The following is a 20,013-nucleotide window of genomic DNA, read 5'->3' on the forward strand; positions in this document are numbered from 1 at the left end:
GTTTTACGCAGTGCAGATGGGGAGTTCAGTGTGAAACCGGTGAAAGTAGGCATCTGTGGGCTGGGTACCGTCGGTGGCGGTACGTTGAATGTACTCAAGCGAAATGCCGAGGAAATTACCCGGCGCGCAGGGCGCGGTATTGAAGTTGCCCAGATTGCCATTCGCTCGCCCAAGCCGCAGTACGACACGACCGGTATTAGCATCACCAATGATGTGTTTGAGCTGGTGAACAACCCTGAGATCGATATCGTTATCGAGCTGATCGGCGGTTACACCTTGGCCAAGGACCTGGTGCTCAAAGCCATTGAAAACGGCAAGCACGTGGTTACCGCCAACAAGGCGCTGATCGCTGTGCACGGCAATGAAATCTTTGCCAAAGCGCGTGAAAAGGGCGTGATTGTCGCCTTTGAAGCTGCTGTTGCGGGCGGTATCCCGGTGATCAAGGCGATTCGCGAAGGCCTGGCAGCCAACCGTATCAACTGGCTGGCCGGCATCATCAACGGTACTGGCAACTTTATCCTCAGCGAAATGCGCGAGAAGGGTCGTACCTTTGACGACGTGCTGGCTGAGGCGCAAGCGCTGGGTTATGCCGAAGCTGATCCGACCTTCGACGTTGAAGGCATCGATGCTGCACACAAGCTGACCATCCTGGCTTCCATCGCCTTTGGTATCCCGCTGCAGTTTGACAAGGCCTACACCGAAGGCATCACCAAGCTGACCACCGCTGACGTGAACTACGCCGAAGCGCTGGGCTATCGCATCAAGCACCTCGGCGTTGCCCGTCGTACCGACGCTGGTATCGAGTTGCGCGTACACCCGACATTGATCCCGGCGGATCGTCTGATCGCCAACGTCAACGGCGTGATGAACGCCGTAATGGTCAATGGTGATGCCGCCGGCAGCACACTGTTCTACGGCGCGGGTGCTGGTATGGAACCGACTGCGTCTTCGGTGATCGCTGATCTGGTTGACGTAGTCCGTGCGCTGACCGCCGATCCAACCAACCGCGTGCCGCACTTGGCCTTCCAGCCCGACTCGCTGTCCGATCACCCGATACTGCCGATTGAGGCTTGCGAGAGCGCTTATTACCTGCGCATTCAGGCCAAGGATCATCCGGGTGTGCTGGCCCAGGTGGCGAGCATCCTGTCGGCACGCGGGATCAATATCGAGTCGATCATGCAGAAGGAAGTCGAGGAGCAGGACGGTCTGGTGCCGATGATCCTGGTCACCCATCGCGTGCTAGAGGCACAAATCAATGAGGCGATCAGCGCCCTTGAAGCCTTGACTGATGTGGTCGGCAGCGTTGTGCGTATCCGCGTCGAGCAGCTGAACTAATCCGCTTTTGGCCGCCGCAGCCGGGCTGCGGTGGCTCTCGAAGATTTAACCGAAGGTTTGCCCCTATGCGCTATATCAGTACCCGTGGCCAGGCACCGGCCCTGAATTTCGAAGATGTGCTGCTCGCCGGCTTGGCCAGCGATGGCGGCCTGTACGTACCGGAAAATCTGCCGCGTTTCACCCAGGAAGAAATCGCCTCCTGGGCCGGCCTGCCGTACCACGAGCTGGCCTTCAGGGTTATGCGCCCGTTCGTCACTGGCAGCATTCCGGATGCCGACTTTAAAAAGATCCTCGAAGAAACCTACGGCGTGTTTGCCCATGGCGCTGTCGCGCCGCTGCGTCAGCTGAACGGTAACGAGTGGGTGCTGGAGTTGTTTCACGGCCCCACCCTAGCGTTCAAGGATTTCGCCCTGCAGCTGCTCGGTCGTCTGCTCGATTACGTGCTGGCCAAGCGCAATGAGCGCGTAGTGATCATGGGCGCCACTTCCGGTGATACCGGCTCTGCGGCCATCGAAGGCTGCAAGGCCTGCGATAACGTCGACATCTTCATCATGCACCCGTACAACCGTGTGTCCGAGGTGCAGCGCCGGCAGATGACCACCATCCTCGGCGACAACATCCATAACATCGCCATCGAAGGCAACTTCGATGACTGCCAGGAAATGGTCAAGGACAGCTTCGCTGATCAGGGTTTCCTCAAAGGCACCCGTCTGGTCGCGGTGAACTCGATCAACTGGGCGCGGATCATGGCCCAGATCGTTTACTACTTCCACGCAGCCCTGCAGCTTGGTGGTCCGGCGCGTTCCATCGCGTTCTCGGTACCGACTGGTAACTTCGGTGACATCTTCGCCGGCTACCTGGCGCGCAACATGGGCCTGCCGATCAGCCAGCTGATCGTCGCGACCAACCGTAACGACATTCTGCACCGCTTTATGAGCGGCAATCAGTATGTGAAAGACACCTTGCATCCGACCCTGTCGCCGTCCATGGATATCATGGTGTCGTCGAACTTCGAGCGTCTGTTGTTTGACCTGCACGGTCGTAACGGTGCGGCAATCGCCGAGCTGATGGCCACCTTCAAACAGGGCGGCGGTTTCAGTGTTGATCAGGATCGCTGGACCGAAGCACGCAAGCTGTTCGACTCCCTCGCGGTGGATGATGCGCAGACCTGCGAAACCATCACCGAGGTGTTTAACGAGTGTGGCGAGCTGCTTGATCCGCACACGGCCATTGGCGTGCGTGCTGCGCGTGAGTGCCGTCGCAGCCTGGCGACGCCGATGGTCATCCTCGGTACCGCACACCCGGTGAAATTCCCGGAAGCCGTTGAGAAGGCCGGTGTCGGTCAGGCGCCTGCCTTGCCGGCGCACCTGGCGGATCTGTTCGAGCGTGAAGAGCGTTGCACGGTTCTGGCCAATGACCTGAAAACCGTACAGGGCTTTGTGGCCCAGCACGGTAATCGCGGCAAGCCGCTGTAAGCCCGGCGCTGGTCAATAAAGCCGGTACCCGCAAGGGGCCGGCTTTTTTTGTGGCTATGCTCTGGCTACTTACCGGAGAGGGATGTGCGATGGCTGAGTCTGATCAGGATTTACCCGCGCAGGTAGTGGCGGCGCTTGAGCGTGGGCAGAAAATCGAGGCGATCAAACTGCTGCGCGAGCTCAGGGGGCTGGGCTTGAAAGAGGCCAAGGATTTAGTCGAGGGCTGCGGAACGGATCGACAGAGGGCAGGTGTATCGGTGGTGCAGTCGGGCGGGCATGGCGGTATCGTCTGGTGGCTGGGTTTGCTCGTGCTGGGTGCTGCAGTGGCCTGGTGGTTTGGCGCGTTTTAGCGGCAGTGTGTTGTGCAGTAGAGGTAGTCGGGTGAAGGGGTTGATCAAAGCGGTTGTGCTGCTGTGCGGTTTCTTTCCTCTGGCTGGTGTCCATGCCGCTAGTTTTGATGTTGGTTTTTATAACTACCCGCCGATGATGATCGAGCAGGATAAGACCGGCATCTATCAGGATATTTTCGATGAGTTGGGCAAGCTGACGGGCGATACCTTCAACGTGCAGTACTACCCCTATCCGCGCCTTGGCCTGTTGTTTAATGGCGGGCAACTGGATATCGAGCCGGGTGTTTATCCAGGGTGGGTGCAGGGGCAGTCGACGCCTGGGGTATTTTCGGTACCGTTTGGCAAGGTCGTCGATGTCATGGTATTTGCCCCAGGCAAGGCCTTCCCGGTGGCGCGACCTGAGGATTTGCGCGGTAAGTCAGTTGGGTTAGTGCGTGGGTATGCCTACCCAGACCTGCGTGCGTTGATTGATGAGGGGCTGCTGGATCGGCGCAATGCACTGAATGAAGCGCAATTGCTGGAGATGCTGGCTAAATCGCGTTTCGATCAAATTGTGGTCAATAAGGCGATTGCGCAATACAGCCTGGCAAAGATCCCTGAGTACCGGAATCTCGAGATTGGCGATGTGATGAGTTCTTTTGATATCAGCATGCGTGTTCAGCCGCGCCATGAGGCCTGGGTCGGCAAGCTTGATGCAGCCATTCTGACGCTCAAGCAGCGCGGTGTAATTGACGCGATCTATGCCAGGTATGGCATTCATCTCTAACTGCGCGCACATGCAATGGCTGATTAGATGACACCGTCGCGGCGTAAACCCGCAATCCGTACACCGCTGTAACCTAACCGACTCAGCACCTGTTCATTGTGCTCGCCCAGTTCCGGACCGACCCAGTTTACCTCGCCTGGTGTGTCGCTCAGTTTGGGTACGATGCCGGGCATTTTGAAGGCTTTGCCGTCTGGCAGCTTGGCCGACAGGAGCATTTCTCGGGCGAGAAACTGCGGGTCGTGGAACATGTCCTCAGCGCTGAAAATGCGGCTGGCCGGCACTTCGGCTTGGTTCAGCGTGGCCAGTACCTGCTCAAACGGCAGCGAGCCGACCCAGCGGTCGATCACGCCATAAATCTCGTCGCGTCTCGCATCGCGGCCGTCATTGCTAGCCAGCGTCACGTCGTCTGTCAGGTCCTGGCGGCCGATGGCCTGCATAAAGCGCTTGAAGATCGCATCGCCGTTGGCGCCGATCTGGATATGTTTGCCGTCGCTGCTGGTATGGATGGAGGAGGGCGTGATGCCGGGCATAATGTTGCCGGTGCGCTCGCGGATAAAACCGAACACATCGAACTCCGGCACCATGGACTCCATCATGGCGAAGATCGCCTCATAAAGCGCCACGTCCACCACCTGGCCGCTACCGCCGTTCACTTCGCGGTGGCGCAGCGCCATCAGTGCGCCGATCACGCCCCACAGCGCGGCAATCGAATCACCAATGCTGATGCCTGTGCGCACTGGTGGGCGATCCTCGAAGCCGGTGATGTAGCGCAGCCCGCCCATGGACTCACCCACTGCGCCGAAACCCGGTTGATCTTTCATGGGCCCGGTTTGACCGAAGCCGGACAGGCGCACCATCACCAGTTGTGGGTTCAGTGCATGCAGCACGTCCCAGCCCAGGCCAAGCTTTTCCAATACGCCGGGGCGAAAGTTCTCAATCAGAATATCCGCGTCAGCAAGCAGCTTCTTCAGTACCTCACGTCCGGCCTCGTGCTTGAGGTTGAGGGTGATTGACTGCTTGTTGCGCGCCTGCACAAACCACCACAGCGACGTGCCCTCGTACAGCTTGCGCCACTTGCGCAACGGGTCACCGCCATCGGGTGATTCCACCTTAATCACCTCGGCACCAAACTCGGCGCAGATGCGCGAAGCAAACGGGCCGGCGATCAGGGTGCCGAGCTCAATCACTTTCAGGCCGGCGAGGGGTTTGTTGGGCAAGGACATGCTGTCTCCTGGGCTGTGGGGCGCGGCTAAGCCTATTGCATTGTGCGCAGTTGGGCTATCGCTCCAGGCTGTTGCTGGACGGGTGCCAGTTGCAGTGGTCAATCCGGCGCAATTTCCCCTCTGGCAAGCCCTGCGGATATCCGGCATAACGGCTCACCACCCTGATAAGTGCGATAAATACGATGATGACTGTCGAACCCTGCCTGCATAAGCACCTCTTCACCCCGCCGCAGCTGGGTTGTATGAGTGGTGAGCGTCCATGAAAACCTGGTTGCTGGTGCGTCTGCAGTTGCTGCTGGGTATCGCCTTGCTGATGCTGCTGTTACAGGTGGGTAACAGCCTGAGCGGTTACAGCCTGAATATCTGGGGGGTGATCCCGCGGCGGGTCGAATCCTTGCCGGGCATTATCTTCGCACCCTGGTTGCATGGCGGCTGGGCGCATCTGTTGAGCAATCTCAGCGGGCTGCTGGTGCTTGGTCTGCTGGCGCTACTTGAATCGCGGCGCGACTTTATCAAGGCAAGTGTGGTGATACTGCTCGGCAGTGGCTTGTTGGTCTGGGTGTTCGGCCGCGAGGGTATCCATGTCGGAGCCAGCGGCTGGCTGTTCGGGCTTTGGTCGTTATTGCTGGCGCGTGCCTGGTTTCGCAGTAGTTGGCTGGATCTTCTGCTGGCGGTCCTGGTGTTGCTGTTGAATGGTGGCTGGGTATTCGGTCTTTTGCCGCAGCAGGGTATTTCCTTCGAATATCATCTGGCGGGCGCTCTTTGCGGTGCACTCTACGCAGCCTGGCGCTATGCCCCGCGGCGGCGACAGCAGGGCGGTTGAATGGGGCTCTGTTCCACCGAGCGCTCGGGTTCGTGGCGTGGCTGCCTTTGCGGTAGACTTGCCGGCTTATTCGACCAGTCAAGAAGCCCCGTCCATGGCCCTGCCGTCTACCACTTACAAAATCGAGCTGAACCTCACCGACATGGACCGCAGTGTCTATGAAAACCTGCGTTTCACCGTTGCCAAGCACCCTTCGGAAACCGAAGAACGCCTGGCAGCGCGGCTCGTGGCCTATTGCCTGTTCTATCACGAGCAGCTGGCGTTCGGTCGCGGCCTGTCGGATGTGGATGAGCCGGCGTTGTGGGAAAAGAGCCTGGATGACCGTGTGCTGCACTGGATCGAAGTTGGCCAGCCAGACAGCGACCGCATCACCTGGTGCTCGCGGCGTACCGAAAAATTCAGCCTAGTGGCCTACGGCAACCTGCGCGTTTGGCAGACCAAGGCGCTCGACCCGGTGCGCAGCCTGAAAAATATCAACGTCGTCGCCCTCGACCAGGAAGCCTTGGCCAAGCTGGCGCTGGATATGCCGCGCTCGCTGAACTGGAGCGTAATGATCAGCGACGGCGAGCTGTTCGTCACCGATGAGCGTGGCCAGCATGAGCTGCCCATTGAGTGGTTGGCTGGCGAGCGCTAAGAACCTATTTGCGATCTGCTGCGCGTCGGCCCTGCTGCGTAAAAACAGGCTGGTGCGCCAGCCCGGTCGGAAGCCGCTTGCGGCTAACGCGCTTTAGCGCGGCCCGAAGGGCGAGCGAAGCGAGTAGTGCTCATTTACAGCTAGTCGTAGTGCGGGCAGCACCCGCCCCGTTTTGATTTCGGCGGGTTGCACCCGCCCTACATGGCAAAGAATAACCATGCGTATCGAGTCCCGCCCGCTGCCCGCAACCCTGCCTGATCTGGGCGCTCTACCGCCGTTGTTGACCCGCCTCTATGCCGCTCGCGGCGTTCAGTCTGTCGCCGAACTGGATAAAGGCCTGGCGCGGTTGATTCCCTACCAGCAGCTTAAAGGCATGGACACGGCAGTCGATTTGCTGGTGCTAGGGCTGCAGCAAGGCCAGCGCATGCTGATCGTCGGCGACTTCGATGCCGATGGTGCCACTGCCAGCACCGTCGGTGTGCTGGGGCTGCGCATGCTCGGCGCAGCGCATGTCGATTACCTGGTGCCCAATCGCTTTGAGTACGGCTACGGACTTACGCCGGAAATCGTCGCGGTCGCACTCGAACGCGAGCCGCAATTGCTGATTACCGTGGATAACGGTATTTCCAGCGTCGAAGGCGTGGCCGCAGCTAAGGCCGCGGGGCTGACCGTGCTCGTTACCGATCACCACCTGCCCGGTGCCGAGTTGCCGGCGGCGGATGCCATCGTCAATCCCAACCAGCCGGGCTGTGCGTTCCCCAGCAAGGCACTGGCCGGCGTTGGCGTGATGTTCTATGTGCTGCTAGCGCTGCGTGCGCAGCTGCGAGAAACAGGTTGGTTCACTGCTCAGCGTCCAGAGCCGAACCTGGGCGAGCTGCTTGATCTGGTGGCTCTGGGTAGCGTCGCCGACGTGGTGCCGCTGGATGCCAATAATCGCATTCTGGTGCATCAGGGCCTCGCACGGATTCGTGCCGGCCGTGCGCGGCCGGGTTTGCGTGCGATTCTCGAAGTGGCGGGGCGTGATCATCGGCGCATCACCTCCACGGACCTGGGTTTTATCCTCGGCCCACGGCTGAATGCGGCCGGGCGGTTGGATGATATGGCGCTGGGCATCGAATGCCTGCTTTGTGAAGACGAAGCGCTGGCCCGCGATATGGCCGTGCAGCTCGATCAGCTTAATCAGGATCGTAAGGCCATCGAGCAGGGCATGCAGCGCGAGGCTTTGGCCCAGCTCAAGGACTTGCCGTTGGAAGACATGCCCTTTGGTTTGTGCCTGTTCGAGGCGGATTGGCATCAGGGGGTAATCGGCATCCTCGCCTCGCGGATGAAAGAGCGATATCACCGCCCGACCATCGCTTTTGCCGATGCGGGTGACGGCGTGCTGAAAGGCTCGGCGCGTTCGGTGCCGGGCTTTCATATCCGCGATGCGCTGGATGCCGTGGCCGCCAAACACCCTGAGCTGATCAGCAAGTTTGGCGGGCACGCCATGGCGGCCGGGTTGTCACTGCCGCAGGCGAATTTTGCCGCCTTCGCCGCCGCCTTCGATGCTGAAGTTCGCCGCCAGCTGTGTGAAGACGATCTGACCGGGCGTTTGCTGTCCGATGGCGCCTTGTCCATTGAAGAGTTCCACCTGCCGCTGGCCAAGGAGCTGCGCAATGCCGGGCCCTGGGGACAGCATTTCCCTGAGCCGCTGTTTCATGGCGTATTTCAGCTGGTGCAGCAGCGCGTGGTGGGGGAGCGGCACCTCAAAGTGGTGCTGAAAAGCGAATGCGGCAGCGTGCAGCTCGATGGCATCGCCTTTGGTGTGGATCGCGAAATCTGGCCGAACCCGACCGTGCGCTGGGTTGAGTTGGCCTACAAGCTGGACGTCAATGAATACCGTGGGCAAGAAAGTGTGCAGTTGCTGATCGCCCATATCAGCCCGCGCTGATTGGCTAGCTCTGCGGTGCGGGCGCGGCTGAGCCATCGGCTAGCGCGCGTTCGCTCAGCTGATTCCAGCGGGCGAGAAACTCCGGAGGCTGGCTGACGCGCTGCGGCGACTTGGCCAGAAACACGCCGTGGTTATTAAAGGAATACACCGGCAGCAGATCGCCACGCTCACTGGCCGGGCGGATGCGTGGGTCGAGGTTGTCGAGAATCAGCGGTTGTTCGCTGGCGCTGGGGTAATAGGCCAGCACCATATGCGCTTGGTTCTGCTTGAGCGCCTTGACGAAGGTCAGGCGCAGTTTGTCGCTCGGCACGCCCATACGCACCAGGCTGAAGTATTTGGCGATGGCGAAATCTTCGCAGTCACCTTTGCCCAGGCGGAGTGTTTGCGCCGGCGTGGCCCAGTAATCGTCGGCTCCCCAGGCCTGCTGGTCACTGACAAAACTGACTGAACGGTTGATGAAGTGGTTGACCCGCTCCAACTGTGCGCGCTCGTCGTCGCCAGCGGAGTTGTCGAGCAGGTTGAGCCAACTGGCCAGGCGCGTATCGCTGAGAACCGTAGCCAGGGCGCTATGCTGGGTGGTCGTCGCATCGGCCACCAGCACCGGGCTGAATAGCCAGCAACTGGCAAGCAGGCTGCGCAGCAGGCGGTGAGCGGGGCGATTGGCGCGTGGGTGCATGGCGCGAAGTCTCCGGCGTCGGCTCTTGATAGCCTTTTGCCGTTGCGAGGTTTATGTCCGTCATCCTATCGGCGTCAAATATAGATCGACCATCGGCAGAATGTGATGGTGACCACTATTTGACATATTTGCAGTCCTGTAACCGGCAGAAAGCCGACGAATAGCCGGTTTTCATGGCTTTCACGTCCGTTGGCAATCTTTCGAAGCACTCTGGCGTTAGGTGGCGAGAAACCTCCGTCTCTAGAATCGGTCTGTGTGCTTGCACAACCATTTTTAGGGAGAGCGCTTGATGATTACCCGTGGCTTGCTTGATCAGTTGTTGAAATCCGGCCAGGACCTGATGCAACAGAAATCCGCCGGTGGCAAAGGCGGTTCAGCGGGTGGCCTAGGCGGCGCTTTGGGCGGCTTGCTCGGCGGCGCCGGTAAAAGTGGCCAGGGCGGTGATCTCGGCACTCTGCTCAAAGGCGCGGGCGGTGGCGCGTTGGCCGCTGGCGCGCTTGGCATGCTGCTGGGCAACAAGAGTGCGCGCAAAATGGGCGGCAAGGCGCTGACCTATGGTGGCCTGGCCGCGCTTGGTGTGGTTGCCTACAAGGCCTACAGCAACTGGCAGGCGCAGCAAGCCAATGCGCCACAGGCTGAGCCGCAAACCCTGGACCGCTTGCCGGCACCACAGGCCGAGATTCACAGCCAGGCCATTCTCAAGGCGCTGGTGGGCGCAGCCAAAGCCGATGGTCATGTCGACGCCCGCGAGCGGGAGTTGATCGAAGGCGAGCTGGTCAAGCTCACCGGCGACGCCGAGCTGCAGCATTGGCTGCAGGCCGAATTGAACAAGCCACTGGACCCCGCCGAAATCGCCCGCGCGGCCAGCACGCCGGAAATGGCCGCTGAAATGTACATAGCCAGCGTGTTGATGGTCGATGAAGAGCACTTTATGGAGCGCGCCTACCTGGAAGAGCTGGCTCGTCAGCTCAAATTGGATCCGGCGCTAAAGGCCGAACTTGAGGCTCAGGTGCGTCAGGAGCTGGTGGCGGGCTAATAGCGCGTAGCGGCCATCTGCCCAGGGTTCTGGCTGCTAGCCGGCGGCCTGCCTATAATCGGCGCCTTTCCTTGCTATGGATGGACGCCCGATGCGCCGCACCTACACGAATTGCCTGCTGAGTCTGGCGCTGGTTCTTTTCAGCGCAATCGTGCATTCCGCGCCTGATGTGGCGCTGACTCAAGTGCAGCTGGCGCAGGTACAGGTGTTTCGCGCCAGTACTGATCTGTTTATCCATCGTGGTGAAGGCGGACATGCCGAGCTGGCGGCCAAGGTGCAGGCTGACCTGGGCAAGTTGCGTGAAAGTATGGCGACCTTGCAGGCGCAGCCGCTGACCGACTCAGCGCGCTTGGCGATGGAGCAGTTGCAGCCGCCATTGGCAGCCTTTACAGCGCTGGTCGAGCAGACCCTGGCCTATAACCCCAGCGAGCCGGACCTGCCGTGGGAATTCAACTTCCAGTACAGCAAGGCCCAGCGCGAGTTGGTGGCGGCTTTGGAGGCGCTTGAGCAGCAACTGCTGAAAGGCCTGGCGCAGCCATTGTCAGCGGCGGATCTGCGTTTGCAGAGCCTGCCGGCCAAGGTGCAATACCTGGCGGCGCGCTACACCGCACGGGCTTATGTCGGTGATATCGAAACCCTACCCGAGCAACAGCAGCATTACCTGAATCAGGATATCGACGTGCTGGCCAAGCAGGTCGATGCCGAACTCGCCACCCTGGCGACTGAGTTGACCGGCGAGCAGCAACAGCGTTTGCAGCGGGCGCTTACGCGCTGGAAGTTTATCTACTCGCGACTGGTGGGTTACAACGACAATCTGGTGCCGCTGGTGGTCGAGCGCCATGCAGCCGAGATGGCGGACCAGCTGCTGCGTCTGCGCGCTAAATAAGTCTCAGCGTTTGTAGGCTGCGTGGAATACCGCGCAGTTCTTGCCCGCATGTTTAGCCCGGTACAACGCCTGGTCGGCCAGCTCCAAGGCTTCGGCCAAGTTGCTGCTGTCCAACGGCCAAAGCGCGCCACCGATGCTGCAGCCAACCTTGACTTGGTTGTTGCCCAGGTCAACGGGCGCGCTTAGTGCCGCCAGCGTGCGTTCGGCTACCAGCTGTGCCTGTGGCAGCGCTTCGCTGCTGGGCACTGACAGCACCATCAGGAACTCATCACCGCCCAGGCGCGCGACCAGGTCGCCCTCACGCAGGCAGCTGCGCAGCCGCACCGCCACTTCACGCAGCAGTTGGTCGCCCGCCGCATGGCCGAACTGATCGTTGATCGGTTTGAAACCATCCAGGTCCAGGTAGAACAACGCCAGGCAATTGCTGCCGGCTTGGCTGCGTTGCTGGGCGCGTGGCAGGTAGCTTTCCAGGGCGACGCGGTTGGGCAGGCCGGTGAGTGCGTCGTGGTGGGCGAGATTTTCCATGACGCCGAGGGCGTTTTGCTGGTGAGTCAGGCTCTCCACCAAATGGCGGATCGAGTTGCTGAGTGCTTCGATCTCCCGGGTGCTTTTCAGCTCCGGTATCACACTGATTTCTCCGGCGCTGAGGCGGTCCGCTGCCTCGGCGATCTGCCGCAAGGGGCGGGTGAAGTAGCCGGTGATCAGCCAACCCAATAGCGCAAACAGCAGCGCCAGGACGCTGCCCCAAAGCAGAATGTAGAGCGTGGTTTCGCGCGCTGGGGCGTAGGCTTCGTCCAGCGGTTGGCGGGCAATCACTGTCCAGCCCAGCCCCTTGTAATCCATGTGGCCTTGGCTCAGCGCCAGGCCGGTGAGGTACTGCTTGCCGTCCGGCCATTCCTGCACGGCCCACAAGTCATCGCGTTGCGTCACTTCGTTAAGGGCGGGCAGGTGCAGGCGTTGGCCGATCATGTCTTTAGGCGCCAGGAGGATCGTGCGGTCCTTGCCGATCACAAAGAACTCGACATTACGGCGTTTCTGGATCGGTTCGAGAATGGCCCGGCGCACTTCGTCAGCCCACGACCAGGACAGGTGCGAGGCCAACACGCCCACCAGGCTGCCGTCTGTGGCAAACACCGGCAGGCTGATATCAACGAATTTCATGGCCTCACCGGTTGGGTTGGGCAGCAGTTTGGCCAGCAGCACGGCTTCATGCACATCGCCGATAAATACGTTTTTCTGTGCTTCGAGGAATACGGGGCGCTGGCCGATGCTGGCGCCCTCAAGCACGCCATCGCTTGAGGCCAGCACCGTGCCCTGGGTATCGGTAAAGCCGATCCAGGCGATGCTCGGGAACTCGGTTTGCAGGCGATCAAGCAACACGCGCACTTCAACAATATCGTCTGGCTGGCGCAGGGCGCGCAGTTTGCCGATCACCTGCAGCATGGCGGCGCGGCTCTGCATGTCACGGTCCAGGCGATCAACCATCATGAAGGAGACTTCGGCGAGGTCGCGGCCCACCTCCTCACGGATGCGCTGGCTGGCGTCATGGCCAATCAGGGTGCCGAGCAACCAGCTCAGGCTGGCGACCAGCAGGGCGATCAGAATGGCGAAGCGGCTACGCAGGCTGTGCGATGAGGTCATGGCACGACGGCTCCTGAGGGCGGGTAGGCAGTGTACAGATGAGTTTGAGTATAGTGCGCCGTTGGTCTGCATGGCTGTGCGCCAGCGCCAATTGCGGGCTGCAAGGGCGGATTCGAGTGGGGTATACTCGCCGGCTTTTCCGAAAGTTTGACCTACGAGTGCTGCCAGCCATGGAAATCAACCCGATCCTTAATAGCATCAAGGACCTGTCCGAGCGCACCCAGACTATTCGGGGGTATCTTTGACTACGATCACAAGCATGATCGTCTGGTCGAAGTAAACCGCGAACTCGAAGACGCTAACGTCTGGAACAACCCCGAATACGCACAGAACCTGGGCCGCGAACGCGCCATGCTGGCGCAGATCGTCGAGACTATCGACGATCTTACTGGCAGTCTGGCCGACTCGCGCGACCTGCTCGATATGGCCGTCGAAGAAAACGACGAAGGTGCGGTGAGCGATATCGTCAGCGAAATCGAGCGCCTGCGCGGCATTCTCGAGAAGCTGGAATTCCGCCGTATGTTCAGCGGCGACATGGACATGAACAACGCCTACCTCGACATTCAGGCCGGCTCCGGCGGCACCGAGGCGCAGGACTGGGCCAACATCCTATTGCGCATGTACCTGCGCTGGGCTGACAAACGTGGTTTCAGCGCCGAGATCGTCGAACTGTCTGCCGGCGAAGTCGCTGGCATCAAGGGCGCGACCGTGCACATCAAGGGCGAGTATGCCTTTGGCTGGCTGCGTACCGAGATCGGCGTGCACCGCTTGGTGCGTAAGAGTCCGTTCGACTCTGGCAACCGTCGCCACACCTCGTTCTCGGCGGTGTTCGTCTCGCCGGAAATCGATGACAACATCGAGATCGAGATCAACCCGGCTGACCTGCGCATCGACACCTACCGCTCCTCTGGTGCCGGTGGTCAGCACGTAAACACCACCGACTCAGCGGTACGTATCACCCACGTACCAACCAACACCGTGGTGGCGTGCCAGAATGAACGCTCACAGCATGCCAACAAAGACACCGCAATGAAGATGTTGCGTGCGCGCTTGTACGAGCAGGAAGTGCAGAAGCGCAACGCTGCCTCCCAGGCGCTGGAAGAGACCAAGTCGGATATTGGCTGGGGCCACCAGATCCGCTCCTACGTGCTCGATGCTTCGCGGATCAAGGATCTGCGGACCAACATCGAACGCAGCGATTGCGACAAGGTGCTCGACGGTGATATCGACGAATACCTCGAAGCCAGCCTGAAACAGGGCCTGTAAGACCTTTCAGTTCCTCCCCCTGTGCGGGGAGGTGACGAACCCGTGACGGAAACCGATGACCATGAGCGACCAACAACTCGACCAGCACGACCTGCAACAGGAAGAAAACAAGCTGGTTGCCCAGCGCAAGGAAAAGCTTGCTGCTATCCGTGAACAGGGCAATGCCTTCCCAAATGATTTCCGCCGTGACAACTACTGCGCCGATCTGCAGAAACGGTACGCCGAATCGAGCAAGGAAGAGCTGGCCGAGGCGGCCATTCCGGTCAAAGTGGCTGGGCGCATCATGCTCAACCGTGGCTCGTTCATGGTGATTCAAGACATGACCGGGCGCATCCAGGTCTACGTCAACCGCAAGACCCTGTCGGAAGAAACCCTGGCCGCGGTGAAAACCTGGGACATGGGCGACATCATCTCCGCGGTTGGCACTTTGGCCCGTTCCGGCAAGGGCGACCTGTACGTGGAAATGACCGACGTGCGCCTGCTGACCAAGTCGCTGCGTCCGCTGCCGGACAAGCACCATGGCCTGAGCGATACCGAGCAGCGCTACCGTCAGCGCTACGTTGACCTGATCGTCAACGAAGACGTGCGCCAGACCTTCCGCGTTCGCTCGCAGGTTATCGCGCATATCCGCAGCTTTCTGATGAAGCGCGACTTCCTTGAAGTGGAAACGCCGATGCTGCAGACCATCCCAGGTGGCGCAGCGGCCAAGCCGTTCGAGACGCATCACAACGCCCTGGATATGCAGATGTTCCTGCGTATCGCGCCGGAGCTTTACCTCAAGCGTCTGGTGGTGGGTGGTTTCGAGAAGGTGTTCGAGATCAACCGCAACTTCCGTAACGAAGGTGTCTCGACTCGTCACAACCCTGAATTCACCATGCTCGAGTTCTACCAGGCTTACGCCGACTACGAAGACAACATGGACCTGACCGAGGAACTGTTCCGCGAGCTGGCTCAGCTGGTACTCGGCACCACCGACGTGCCTTATGGCGACAAAGTGTTCCACTTCGGCGAGCCGTTCGTGCGTCTGTCGGTGTTCGACTCGATCCTCAAGTACAACCCTGAGCTGACTGCTGCGGACCTGACCGACATCGACAAGGCCCGTGCCATCGCCAAGAAGGCCGGCGCCAAGGTGCTGGGTTTTGAAGGTCTGGGCAAACTGCAGGTGATGATTTTCGAAGAGCTGGTCGAGCACAAGCTGGAGCAGCCGCACTTCATTACGCGCTACCCGTTTGAAGTGTCGCCGCTGGCCCGTCGCAGTGATGATGATCCGAGCGTTACCGACCGCTTCGAGCTGTTTATCGGTGGCCGCGAGATCGCCAACGCCTACTCCGAGCTCAACGATGCCGAAGATCAGGCTGCGCGCTTTATGCAGCAAGTGGCCGACAAGGACGCCGGCGACGACGAAGCCATGCACTACGACGCCGACTTCGTCCGCGCCCTGGAGTACGGCATGCCGCCGACCGCTGGCGAGGGTATTGGTATCGACCGTCTGGTGATGCTGCTGACCAATTCACCGTCGATTCGCGACGTGATCCTGTTCCCGCATATGCGCCCGCAGGCCTGATGTTGCTAAGCCGCCTCCGGGCGGCTTTTTATTGCCTGGCTTTTTATTGTCTGCAGATGGATTATTTTTGAGATTTACTGACTAAGTCATTAGTAATCTTGAATAAACGACAGAGGATCGTCTTGCTGTGACAGCCAAGCCTGCCCAAGAAAGCGCCACCCTGGTGGCCAACGCCGTCGCCGAGAGCGTGCAATACCAAGGCCGCAAAGCCAGCCGACAGGGCAGTGAACAGCGCCGCCAGGCCATTCTCGATGCCGCCATGCGTATTATCGTGCGTGAAGGCGTGCGTGCCGTACGCCACCGCGCGGTGGCCGCCGAGGCCGAAGTGCCGCTGTCGGCGACTACCTATTACTTCAAAGACATCAATGACCTGATCACCGACACCTTCGCCCAGTTCGTCGAGCGCAGTGCGGCGCATATGGGCCAGTTCTGGAGCAGTACCGAAGGGTTGTTGCGTGAGCAGGTCAACCGTCTGGATGGCAGTGCCGAGGCGCGCCGGCGTCTGGCCAATGAAATCGCCCGGTTGGCGGTGGAGTACGTGCGTCAGCAATTGCTGACCCGTCGTGAGCACCTGCTGGCCGAGCAGGCCTTTCAGCAGGAGGCCTTGCTTAACCCACGCCTGCATGAACTGTTGCGGGCCCATCGGCAGATTCTGCTGCAGGGCGTGACGCACTTCTTTGAAGTACTGGGCTCACAACAAGCAGAGCAGGATGCCAAGCTCTTGACGGCGATTATTGTGCGCATGGAGTATCAGGGCCTGCTTGATGGCGTTGATCATCTAGACAGTGAAGAGATGTTGGCCATGCTTAAACGTTATATGCATCTGGTACTGGGCTTGTAACCTGGTCAATCCGTTCACAAGGAGAGCTGAATGAAAGCCTGGCGCGCGCTGCTTGCCGTGTCCTTCCTGTTGCTTGGTGGCTGTCTGGTGACCTTCAAGGACCCGATTCCCGCCAATGAAGCAGCCCCGATTCCCTTGCTTGGCGAGTGGTCGCGCAAGAATGAGTGGGGCGAGCAGCTGTATCTGCAAATTACCCGCTCCGGCTCTAACGTTTACAAGGCGCGGGCCTATGTCGACAGCCTGGACAACCTCGACAGCGTCGAGGAGTACGGCTTTACCGTGGCCCATCATGGCCGCCGCTGGTACCTCTCGGCGGGGTTGCCGAAAAGCCTGGGGGCGAACTTCGCCATCGCCGGTTTTGAGCTGACCACCAGCAATGAGCTGGTGATCTACAACCTGGATGTCGACCGCATCCTTCAAGAGTTGGAGCAAGGTGCCTTACAGGGCGAGGTGATTGATGGCGCAGAAGGCGATGGCGTGCTGATCAGCAGCCCGCTGGAGCAGGTGTTCAGCTACCTCGACGATCAGGCCAATTCGGATGTGTTTATCGAAGTCGCGCGTTATCAGCGGGCGGGTGACTAGCAGGTTGTGGTGAGGAAAGCATGAACAGTCATACCGGGTTGGACGATTATCAGTTGATCGTGCGCGCGCTGTCCGACCGCCTGGTCGACGCGCAGACGCCGATTCGCGTGCTGGATGCGGTGAAGTGGGACGACTCGATCCGCAGCGAGTTTCTCAAGCATAAAGGCAAGAAGCTGCCCGCCGTTGACCGAGCCTACTACGTCAATCGGTCGCTGCCCTTTGATGCGGCGGCGAAGAAGCTGGAATTCCAGAATATCGAGCGCGACATCACTCGCCAGCTTGGCCAGTTCAACCCGGTGGGCAAGATCATGCGGCGCATGTGCCGAGAGTACCGCATGGTCATTCGCATGCTCGAAGCGCGCGGCACCGAGGACTTCGGTCTGATCAGCCAGGAACTCTACGGTGCGGCTTCCGACGCCTTCCATGCCGGCGATCCAACCCTGGCCGACCTGGGCCTGATGTTTTCCGACTTCCTGAATAACATCGACAAGCGCGGCGACCTCAAAGACGAAGCCAAGACGCTGACGGCCAAGGACGCGGTCAACCTGCTGCAACAGCGCCTGAACAAGGTGTTTGGCGAGGAGGAGGGCACCATTCGGGTGTTCGAGTCCGACGGTATTCTCGCCGACGCCGCCGCCGGTGCCGACTACATCAAGATCCGCGCCGATGCGATGTTCAATGAGCGCGATGTAAAAGCTCTGGAAGTGCACGAGGGCCTGGTGCACGTGGCGACCACCCTGAATGGTCTGAGCCAGCCGGTTTGCACCTTTCTGGCCAAGGGCCCGCCCTCGTCCACGGTGACCCAGGAAGGCCTGGCAATCCTGATGGAGGTGATCACCTTTGCCTCCTACCCAACCCGTTTACGCAAGCTGACCAACCGCACCCGCGCCATTCACATGGCCGAAGAGGGCGCCGATTTCCTGCAAGTGTTCGACTTCTACCGCGAGCAGGGTTTTAGCCAGGAGCAGAGCTACAGCAACGCCAACCGAGTGTTCCGCGGTTCCACCCCCAACGGCCTGCCTTTCACCAAGGACCTGTCCTACTTGAAAGGCTTCATCATGATTTACAACTACATCCAGTTGGCTGTGCGCAAAGGCAAGCTGGAGCAGATTCCGCTGCTGTTCTGCGGCAAGACTACCTTGGAAGACATGCGCTCCTTGCGTCAGCTGGTGGATGAAGGGTTGGTTGTTGCGCCCAAGTACCTGCCACCGCAGTTCAGTGACCTCAATTCGCTGTCGGCCTGGATGTGTTTCTCCAACTTTCTCAATCACCTGAGTCTCGATCGGATCGAAGCCGACTACGCCAACATCCTGTGACCATTTTGTTGAGCGCTGCCGCAACCCACTGGCCTCTAATGGATCGTAGGTTGAGGCGTTAGTACGCCGCTAGACCCCGCCGCGTCGACGGCCACTGCCATCAGCTCAGGAGCCACTATGCCCAGCCATCAACTCGACTACGAAATCCTTGGCGCCTCCGCGCAGAGCGTGGAAGTCATTCTTGATCCCGGCGAAACGGTGATCGCCGAAGCTGGGGTGATGAACTACATGACCGACGGCATCCGCTTTGAAACACGCATGGGCGATGGTGCCGCCAGCGGTGTACTGGGCACACTGTGGGGCATGGGCAAGCGCATGCTGACCGGTGAATCGCTGTTTATGACGCACTTCTCCAATGCCGGTAAAACCCAAGCGCGGGTGGCGTTTGCGGCGCCTTATCCCGGCACCGTGGTGCCGATCCAGTTGGCGGAGCATGGCGGTACGCTGATTTGCCAGAAAGATGCCTTTCTCTGCGCCGCCTATGGCACGGCAGTCGGCATCAGCTTTAACAAGCGTCTGGGCGCCGGTTTCTTCGGTGGTGAAGGCTTTATTCTGCAGAAGCTCGAAGGTGACGGCTTGGCCTTTGTGCATGCCGGTGGCACGGTCATTCGCAAGGAGCTGAATAACGAAACCCTGCGCCTGGACACTGGTTGCCTGGTGGCTTTTACCAGTGGCATTGATTACGACATCGCCCTGGCTGGCGGCCTGAAAAGCATGCTGTTCGGCGGCGAGGGGATCCTCCTCGCTACGCTCAAGGGCACTGGTACGGTTTGGGTGCAGAGCCTGCCGTTCTCGCGCCTGGCCGAGCGCATCTATGAAGCGACTTTCAAAGCACGCGAGGAAGTACGCGCTGGCGGCAAATGATGCGGCAATCTGGGCCTTTGCAGGCGTGAATGTTTGCTGCAAGCTGCGCCGCCTGTGCTTAGCCCGCTAACTGAAAAATCCGAGAGCCTGTTATGAGTGAAGTAAACCCCATCCCGCTGATCCTCACCGGTATTGGCAGCATCTGCGCCACGGTGGCTGTGCTCAGCTATTACGGCTATCTGCACATCGCCAAGCCAGAAGATGCGTTACTGCTGTCCGAGTTCACCATGCTCAAGACGGTGCCGGGCGAGGACTATAAAGTCTCCCTCAAACCTGCCAGCCAAGTCGCCCAGTGCATTGATGGCGTACTGGTGATGTTTGACCTGGAGCAGAAGGGTCTGAGCGGCGTACTCGTCGACCGCCGCAAGCAGGCTGTGCGCTGCAGCGAAGGCCAATAACCTCAGCCCGTCTGCTTTTGCTGTTCGCTGAGGCGCTGCAAATGTCGGCGTGACAGGGCGAGGAAGCGCGGTGTGAGGCCGATGTCTTCATACAGCGGGTCGCCCTGTTCATCGCTGGCCACCACCTTGCTGCCCTGAACGTAGGGCAGGCTGGCCTCCAGCTCATCAAGCGCGGCACCGAGCAATTCTCCGAGCAGCTCTTCAATGTGGTGCTTGGGGTACATCTCCTGCAAGGCCGCCAGACGCGCTTCGGCTTCCAGGTCTAGTCGTATCTGATAAGGCGTTACGCTCAGCCGCCCTTGGGCATTCTCCTGCCAGTGCTGAACAAGCTCGCGAATCTTCATGATGACCTCGTGTCTGTTCTGTGCCCGCCCTGTGAGTCTGGGCTGGGCTTGCTTAACTCAGAC

At 59.9% G+C, this 20,013-nt stretch carries 20 protein-coding genes; 16 read left to right on the forward strand and 4 right to left on the reverse strand.

Translation table 11 applies throughout. The features are described 5' to 3' along the window. Nucleotides 1-30 precede the first annotated feature (30 nt). The 4 genes from CUR33_RS07635 (at nt 31) to CUR33_RS07650 (ending at nt 3,926) form a co-directional block, all read left to right on the forward strand. The gene (locus tag CUR33_RS07635; protein WP_090248560.1) at nt 31-1,335 is read left to right on the forward strand and encodes a homoserine dehydrogenase; all 1,305 of its coding nucleotides are present in this window, start codon (nt 31-33) and stop codon (nt 1,333-1,335) included. Nucleotides 1,336-1,400: 65 nt separating this feature from the next. Next, entirely contained in the window at nt 1,401-2,810 is a 1,410-nt protein-coding gene (gene thrC, locus CUR33_RS07640) for a threonine synthase (RefSeq protein WP_289239200.1), read from the forward strand. 89 nt (nt 2,811-2,899) lie between these two features. Continuing rightward, nucleotides 2,900-3,160, forward strand: a complete 261-nt coding sequence (locus tag CUR33_RS20615; RefSeq protein ID WP_218585074.1) for a ribosomal protein L7/L12 — start codon at nt 2,900-2,902, stop codon at nt 3,158-3,160. 31 nt (nt 3,161-3,191) lie between these two features. After that, nucleotides 3,192-3,926 carry a substrate-binding periplasmic protein gene (locus tag CUR33_RS07650; RefSeq protein WP_289239201.1) on the forward strand — a complete coding sequence of 245 codons (735 nt, stop codon included), beginning with the start codon at nt 3,192-3,194 and terminating at the stop codon, nt 3,924-3,926. A 23-nt stretch (nt 3,927-3,949) separates the two neighbouring features. Here the strand turns inward: CUR33_RS07650 and CUR33_RS07655 are convergent, their stop codons facing one another. After that, entirely contained in the window at nt 3,950-5,149 is a 1,200-nt protein-coding gene (locus CUR33_RS07655; RefSeq protein ID WP_289239202.1) for a CaiB/BaiF CoA transferase family protein, read from the reverse strand. Between the two features lie 259 nt (nt 5,150-5,408). Between CUR33_RS07655 and CUR33_RS07660 the strand changes: the two genes are divergently transcribed. From CUR33_RS07660 to recJ, 3 genes are all read left to right on the forward strand, one after another. Then, entirely contained in the window at nt 5,409-5,972 is a 564-nt protein-coding gene (locus tag CUR33_RS07660) for a rhomboid family intramembrane serine protease (protein WP_090248553.1), read from the forward strand. A gap of 94 nt (nt 5,973-6,066) precedes the next feature. Beyond that, nucleotides 6,067-6,606 carry a YaeQ family protein gene (locus tag CUR33_RS07665; protein WP_160085224.1) on the forward strand — a complete coding sequence of 180 codons (540 nt, stop codon included), beginning with the start codon at nt 6,067-6,069 and terminating at the stop codon, nt 6,604-6,606. A 217-nt stretch (nt 6,607-6,823) separates the two neighbouring features. Next, nucleotides 6,824-8,536, forward strand: coding sequence for a single-stranded-DNA-specific exonuclease RecJ (gene recJ, locus CUR33_RS07670; RefSeq protein ID WP_289239203.1), 1,713 nt, complete (start codon nt 6,824-6,826; stop codon nt 8,534-8,536). Between the two features lie 4 nt (nt 8,537-8,540). Here recJ and CUR33_RS07675 read toward each other — a convergent pair whose 3' ends face one another. After that, nucleotides 8,541-9,212: a transglutaminase-like cysteine peptidase gene (locus tag CUR33_RS07675; protein WP_289239204.1), complete on the reverse strand. Its 672-nt coding sequence runs from the start codon at nt 9,210-9,212 to the stop codon at nt 8,541-8,543. A 289-nt stretch (nt 9,213-9,501) separates the two neighbouring features. Here CUR33_RS07675 and CUR33_RS07680 point away from each other — a divergent pair, with 289 nt between their 5' ends. Continuing rightward, nucleotides 9,502-10,248, forward strand: a complete 747-nt coding sequence (locus tag CUR33_RS07680) for a tellurite resistance TerB family protein (RefSeq protein WP_289239205.1) — start codon at nt 9,502-9,504, stop codon at nt 10,246-10,248. Nucleotides 10,249-10,339: 91 nt separating this feature from the next. Continuing rightward, nucleotides 10,340-11,134, forward strand: a complete 795-nt coding sequence (locus CUR33_RS07685; protein ID WP_289239206.1) for a hypothetical protein — start codon at nt 10,340-10,342, stop codon at nt 11,132-11,134. Nucleotides 11,135-11,137: 3 nt separating this feature from the next. Here the strand turns inward: CUR33_RS07685 and CUR33_RS07690 are convergent, their stop codons facing one another. Then, nucleotides 11,138-12,775 carry a diguanylate cyclase domain-containing protein gene (locus CUR33_RS07690; RefSeq protein WP_289239207.1) on the reverse strand — a complete coding sequence of 546 codons (1,638 nt, stop codon included), beginning with the start codon at nt 12,773-12,775 and terminating at the stop codon, nt 11,138-11,140. A 170-nt stretch (nt 12,776-12,945) separates the two neighbouring features. Here CUR33_RS07690 and prfB point away from each other — a divergent pair. From prfB to CUR33_RS07725, 7 genes are all read left to right on the forward strand, one after another. Beyond that, nucleotides 12,946-14,041, forward strand: a protein-coding gene (gene prfB / locus CUR33_RS07695; protein ID WP_160085219.1) for a peptide chain release factor 2 whose coding sequence is annotated in 2 segments (ribosomal slippage) — nt 12,946-13,017 and nt 13,019-14,041 — 1,095 coding nt in all. Because the reading frame shifts where the segments join, the coding sequence is not laid out codon by codon here. 61 nt (nt 14,042-14,102) lie between these two features. Further along, nucleotides 14,103-15,605, forward strand: coding sequence for a lysine--tRNA ligase (lysS, locus tag CUR33_RS07700; protein WP_090251173.1), 1,503 nt, complete (start codon nt 14,103-14,105; stop codon nt 15,603-15,605). A gap of 127 nt (nt 15,606-15,732) precedes the next feature. Further along, the gene (locus tag CUR33_RS07705) at nt 15,733-16,446 is read left to right on the forward strand and encodes a TetR/AcrR family transcriptional regulator (protein WP_167141924.1); all 714 of its coding nucleotides are present in this window, start codon (nt 15,733-15,735) and stop codon (nt 16,444-16,446) included. Nucleotides 16,447-16,476: 30 nt separating this feature from the next. Continuing rightward, a complete protein-coding gene (locus CUR33_RS07710) occupies nt 16,477-17,028 on the forward strand; it encodes a hypothetical protein (RefSeq protein WP_090248542.1) in 552 nt (183 codons plus the stop codon). A gap of 20 nt (nt 17,029-17,048) precedes the next feature. Next, nucleotides 17,049-18,344 carry a flavohemoglobin expression-modulating QEGLA motif protein gene (locus CUR33_RS07715; protein ID WP_289239208.1) on the forward strand — a complete coding sequence of 432 codons (1,296 nt, stop codon included), beginning with the start codon at nt 17,049-17,051 and terminating at the stop codon, nt 18,342-18,344. A gap of 117 nt (nt 18,345-18,461) precedes the next feature. Next, a complete protein-coding gene (locus CUR33_RS07720; protein ID WP_289239209.1) occupies nt 18,462-19,208 on the forward strand; it encodes a TIGR00266 family protein in 747 nt (248 codons plus the stop codon). A gap of 92 nt (nt 19,209-19,300) precedes the next feature. Further along, nucleotides 19,301-19,606: a hypothetical protein gene (locus CUR33_RS07725; protein WP_090248537.1), complete on the forward strand. Its 306-nt coding sequence runs from the start codon at nt 19,301-19,303 to the stop codon at nt 19,604-19,606. A gap of 2 nt (nt 19,607-19,608) precedes the next feature. Here CUR33_RS07725 and CUR33_RS07730 read toward each other — a convergent pair whose 3' ends face one another. Further along, nucleotides 19,609-19,950 carry a pilin assembly protein gene (locus CUR33_RS07730; RefSeq protein WP_167141914.1) on the reverse strand — a complete coding sequence of 114 codons (342 nt, stop codon included), beginning with the start codon at nt 19,948-19,950 and terminating at the stop codon, nt 19,609-19,611. Between the last annotated feature and the right edge of the window lie 63 nt (nt 19,951-20,013).

This window comes from Pseudomonas sp. FEMGT703P (genome assembly GCF_002786345.1).
Lineage (GTDB): Bacteria > Pseudomonadota > Gammaproteobacteria > Pseudomonadales > Pseudomonadaceae > Aquipseudomonas > Aquipseudomonas peli.

Excerpts from the sequence above, each read along its gene's own strand:
- thrC (WP_289239200.1), top strand. The coding sequence starts at position 1,401 with ATGCGCTATATCAGTACCCGTGGCCAGGCACCGGCCCTGAATTTCGAA.
- CUR33_RS20615 (WP_218585074.1), top strand. The coding sequence starts at position 2,900 with ATGGCTGAGTCTGATCAGGATTTACCCGCGCAGGTAGTGGCGGCGCTT.
- CUR33_RS07655 (WP_289239202.1), bottom strand. The coding sequence starts at position 5,149 with ATGTCCTTGCCCAACAAACCCCTCGCCGGCCTGAAAGTGATTGAGCTC.
- CUR33_RS07660 (WP_090248553.1), top strand. The coding sequence starts at position 5,409 with ATGAAAACCTGGTTGCTGGTGCGTCTGCAGTTGCTGCTGGGTATCGCC.
- CUR33_RS07665 (WP_160085224.1), top strand. The coding sequence starts at position 6,067 with ATGGCCCTGCCGTCTACCACTTACAAAATCGAGCTGAACCTCACCGAC.
- recJ (WP_289239203.1), top strand. The coding sequence starts at position 6,824 with ATGCGTATCGAGTCCCGCCCGCTGCCCGCAACCCTGCCTGATCTGGGC.
- CUR33_RS07675 (WP_289239204.1), bottom strand. The coding sequence starts at position 9,212 with ATGCACCCACGCGCCAATCGCCCCGCTCACCGCCTGCTGCGCAGCCTG.
- CUR33_RS07680 (WP_289239205.1), top strand. The coding sequence starts at position 9,502 with ATGATTACCCGTGGCTTGCTTGATCAGTTGTTGAAATCCGGCCAGGAC.
- CUR33_RS07685 (WP_289239206.1), top strand. The coding sequence starts at position 10,340 with ATGCGCCGCACCTACACGAATTGCCTGCTGAGTCTGGCGCTGGTTCTT.
- CUR33_RS07690 (WP_289239207.1), bottom strand. The coding sequence starts at position 12,775 with ATGACCTCATCGCACAGCCTGCGTAGCCGCTTCGCCATTCTGATCGCC.
- lysS (WP_090251173.1), top strand. The coding sequence starts at position 14,103 with ATGAGCGACCAACAACTCGACCAGCACGACCTGCAACAGGAAGAAAAC.
- CUR33_RS07710 (WP_090248542.1), top strand. The coding sequence starts at position 16,477 with ATGAAAGCCTGGCGCGCGCTGCTTGCCGTGTCCTTCCTGTTGCTTGGT.
- CUR33_RS07715 (WP_289239208.1), top strand. The coding sequence starts at position 17,049 with ATGAACAGTCATACCGGGTTGGACGATTATCAGTTGATCGTGCGCGCG.
- CUR33_RS07720 (WP_289239209.1), top strand. The coding sequence starts at position 18,462 with ATGCCCAGCCATCAACTCGACTACGAAATCCTTGGCGCCTCCGCGCAG.
- CUR33_RS07725 (WP_090248537.1), top strand. The coding sequence starts at position 19,301 with ATGAGTGAAGTAAACCCCATCCCGCTGATCCTCACCGGTATTGGCAGC.
- CUR33_RS07730 (WP_167141914.1), bottom strand. The coding sequence starts at position 19,950 with ATGAAGATTCGCGAGCTTGTTCAGCACTGGCAGGAGAATGCCCAAGGG.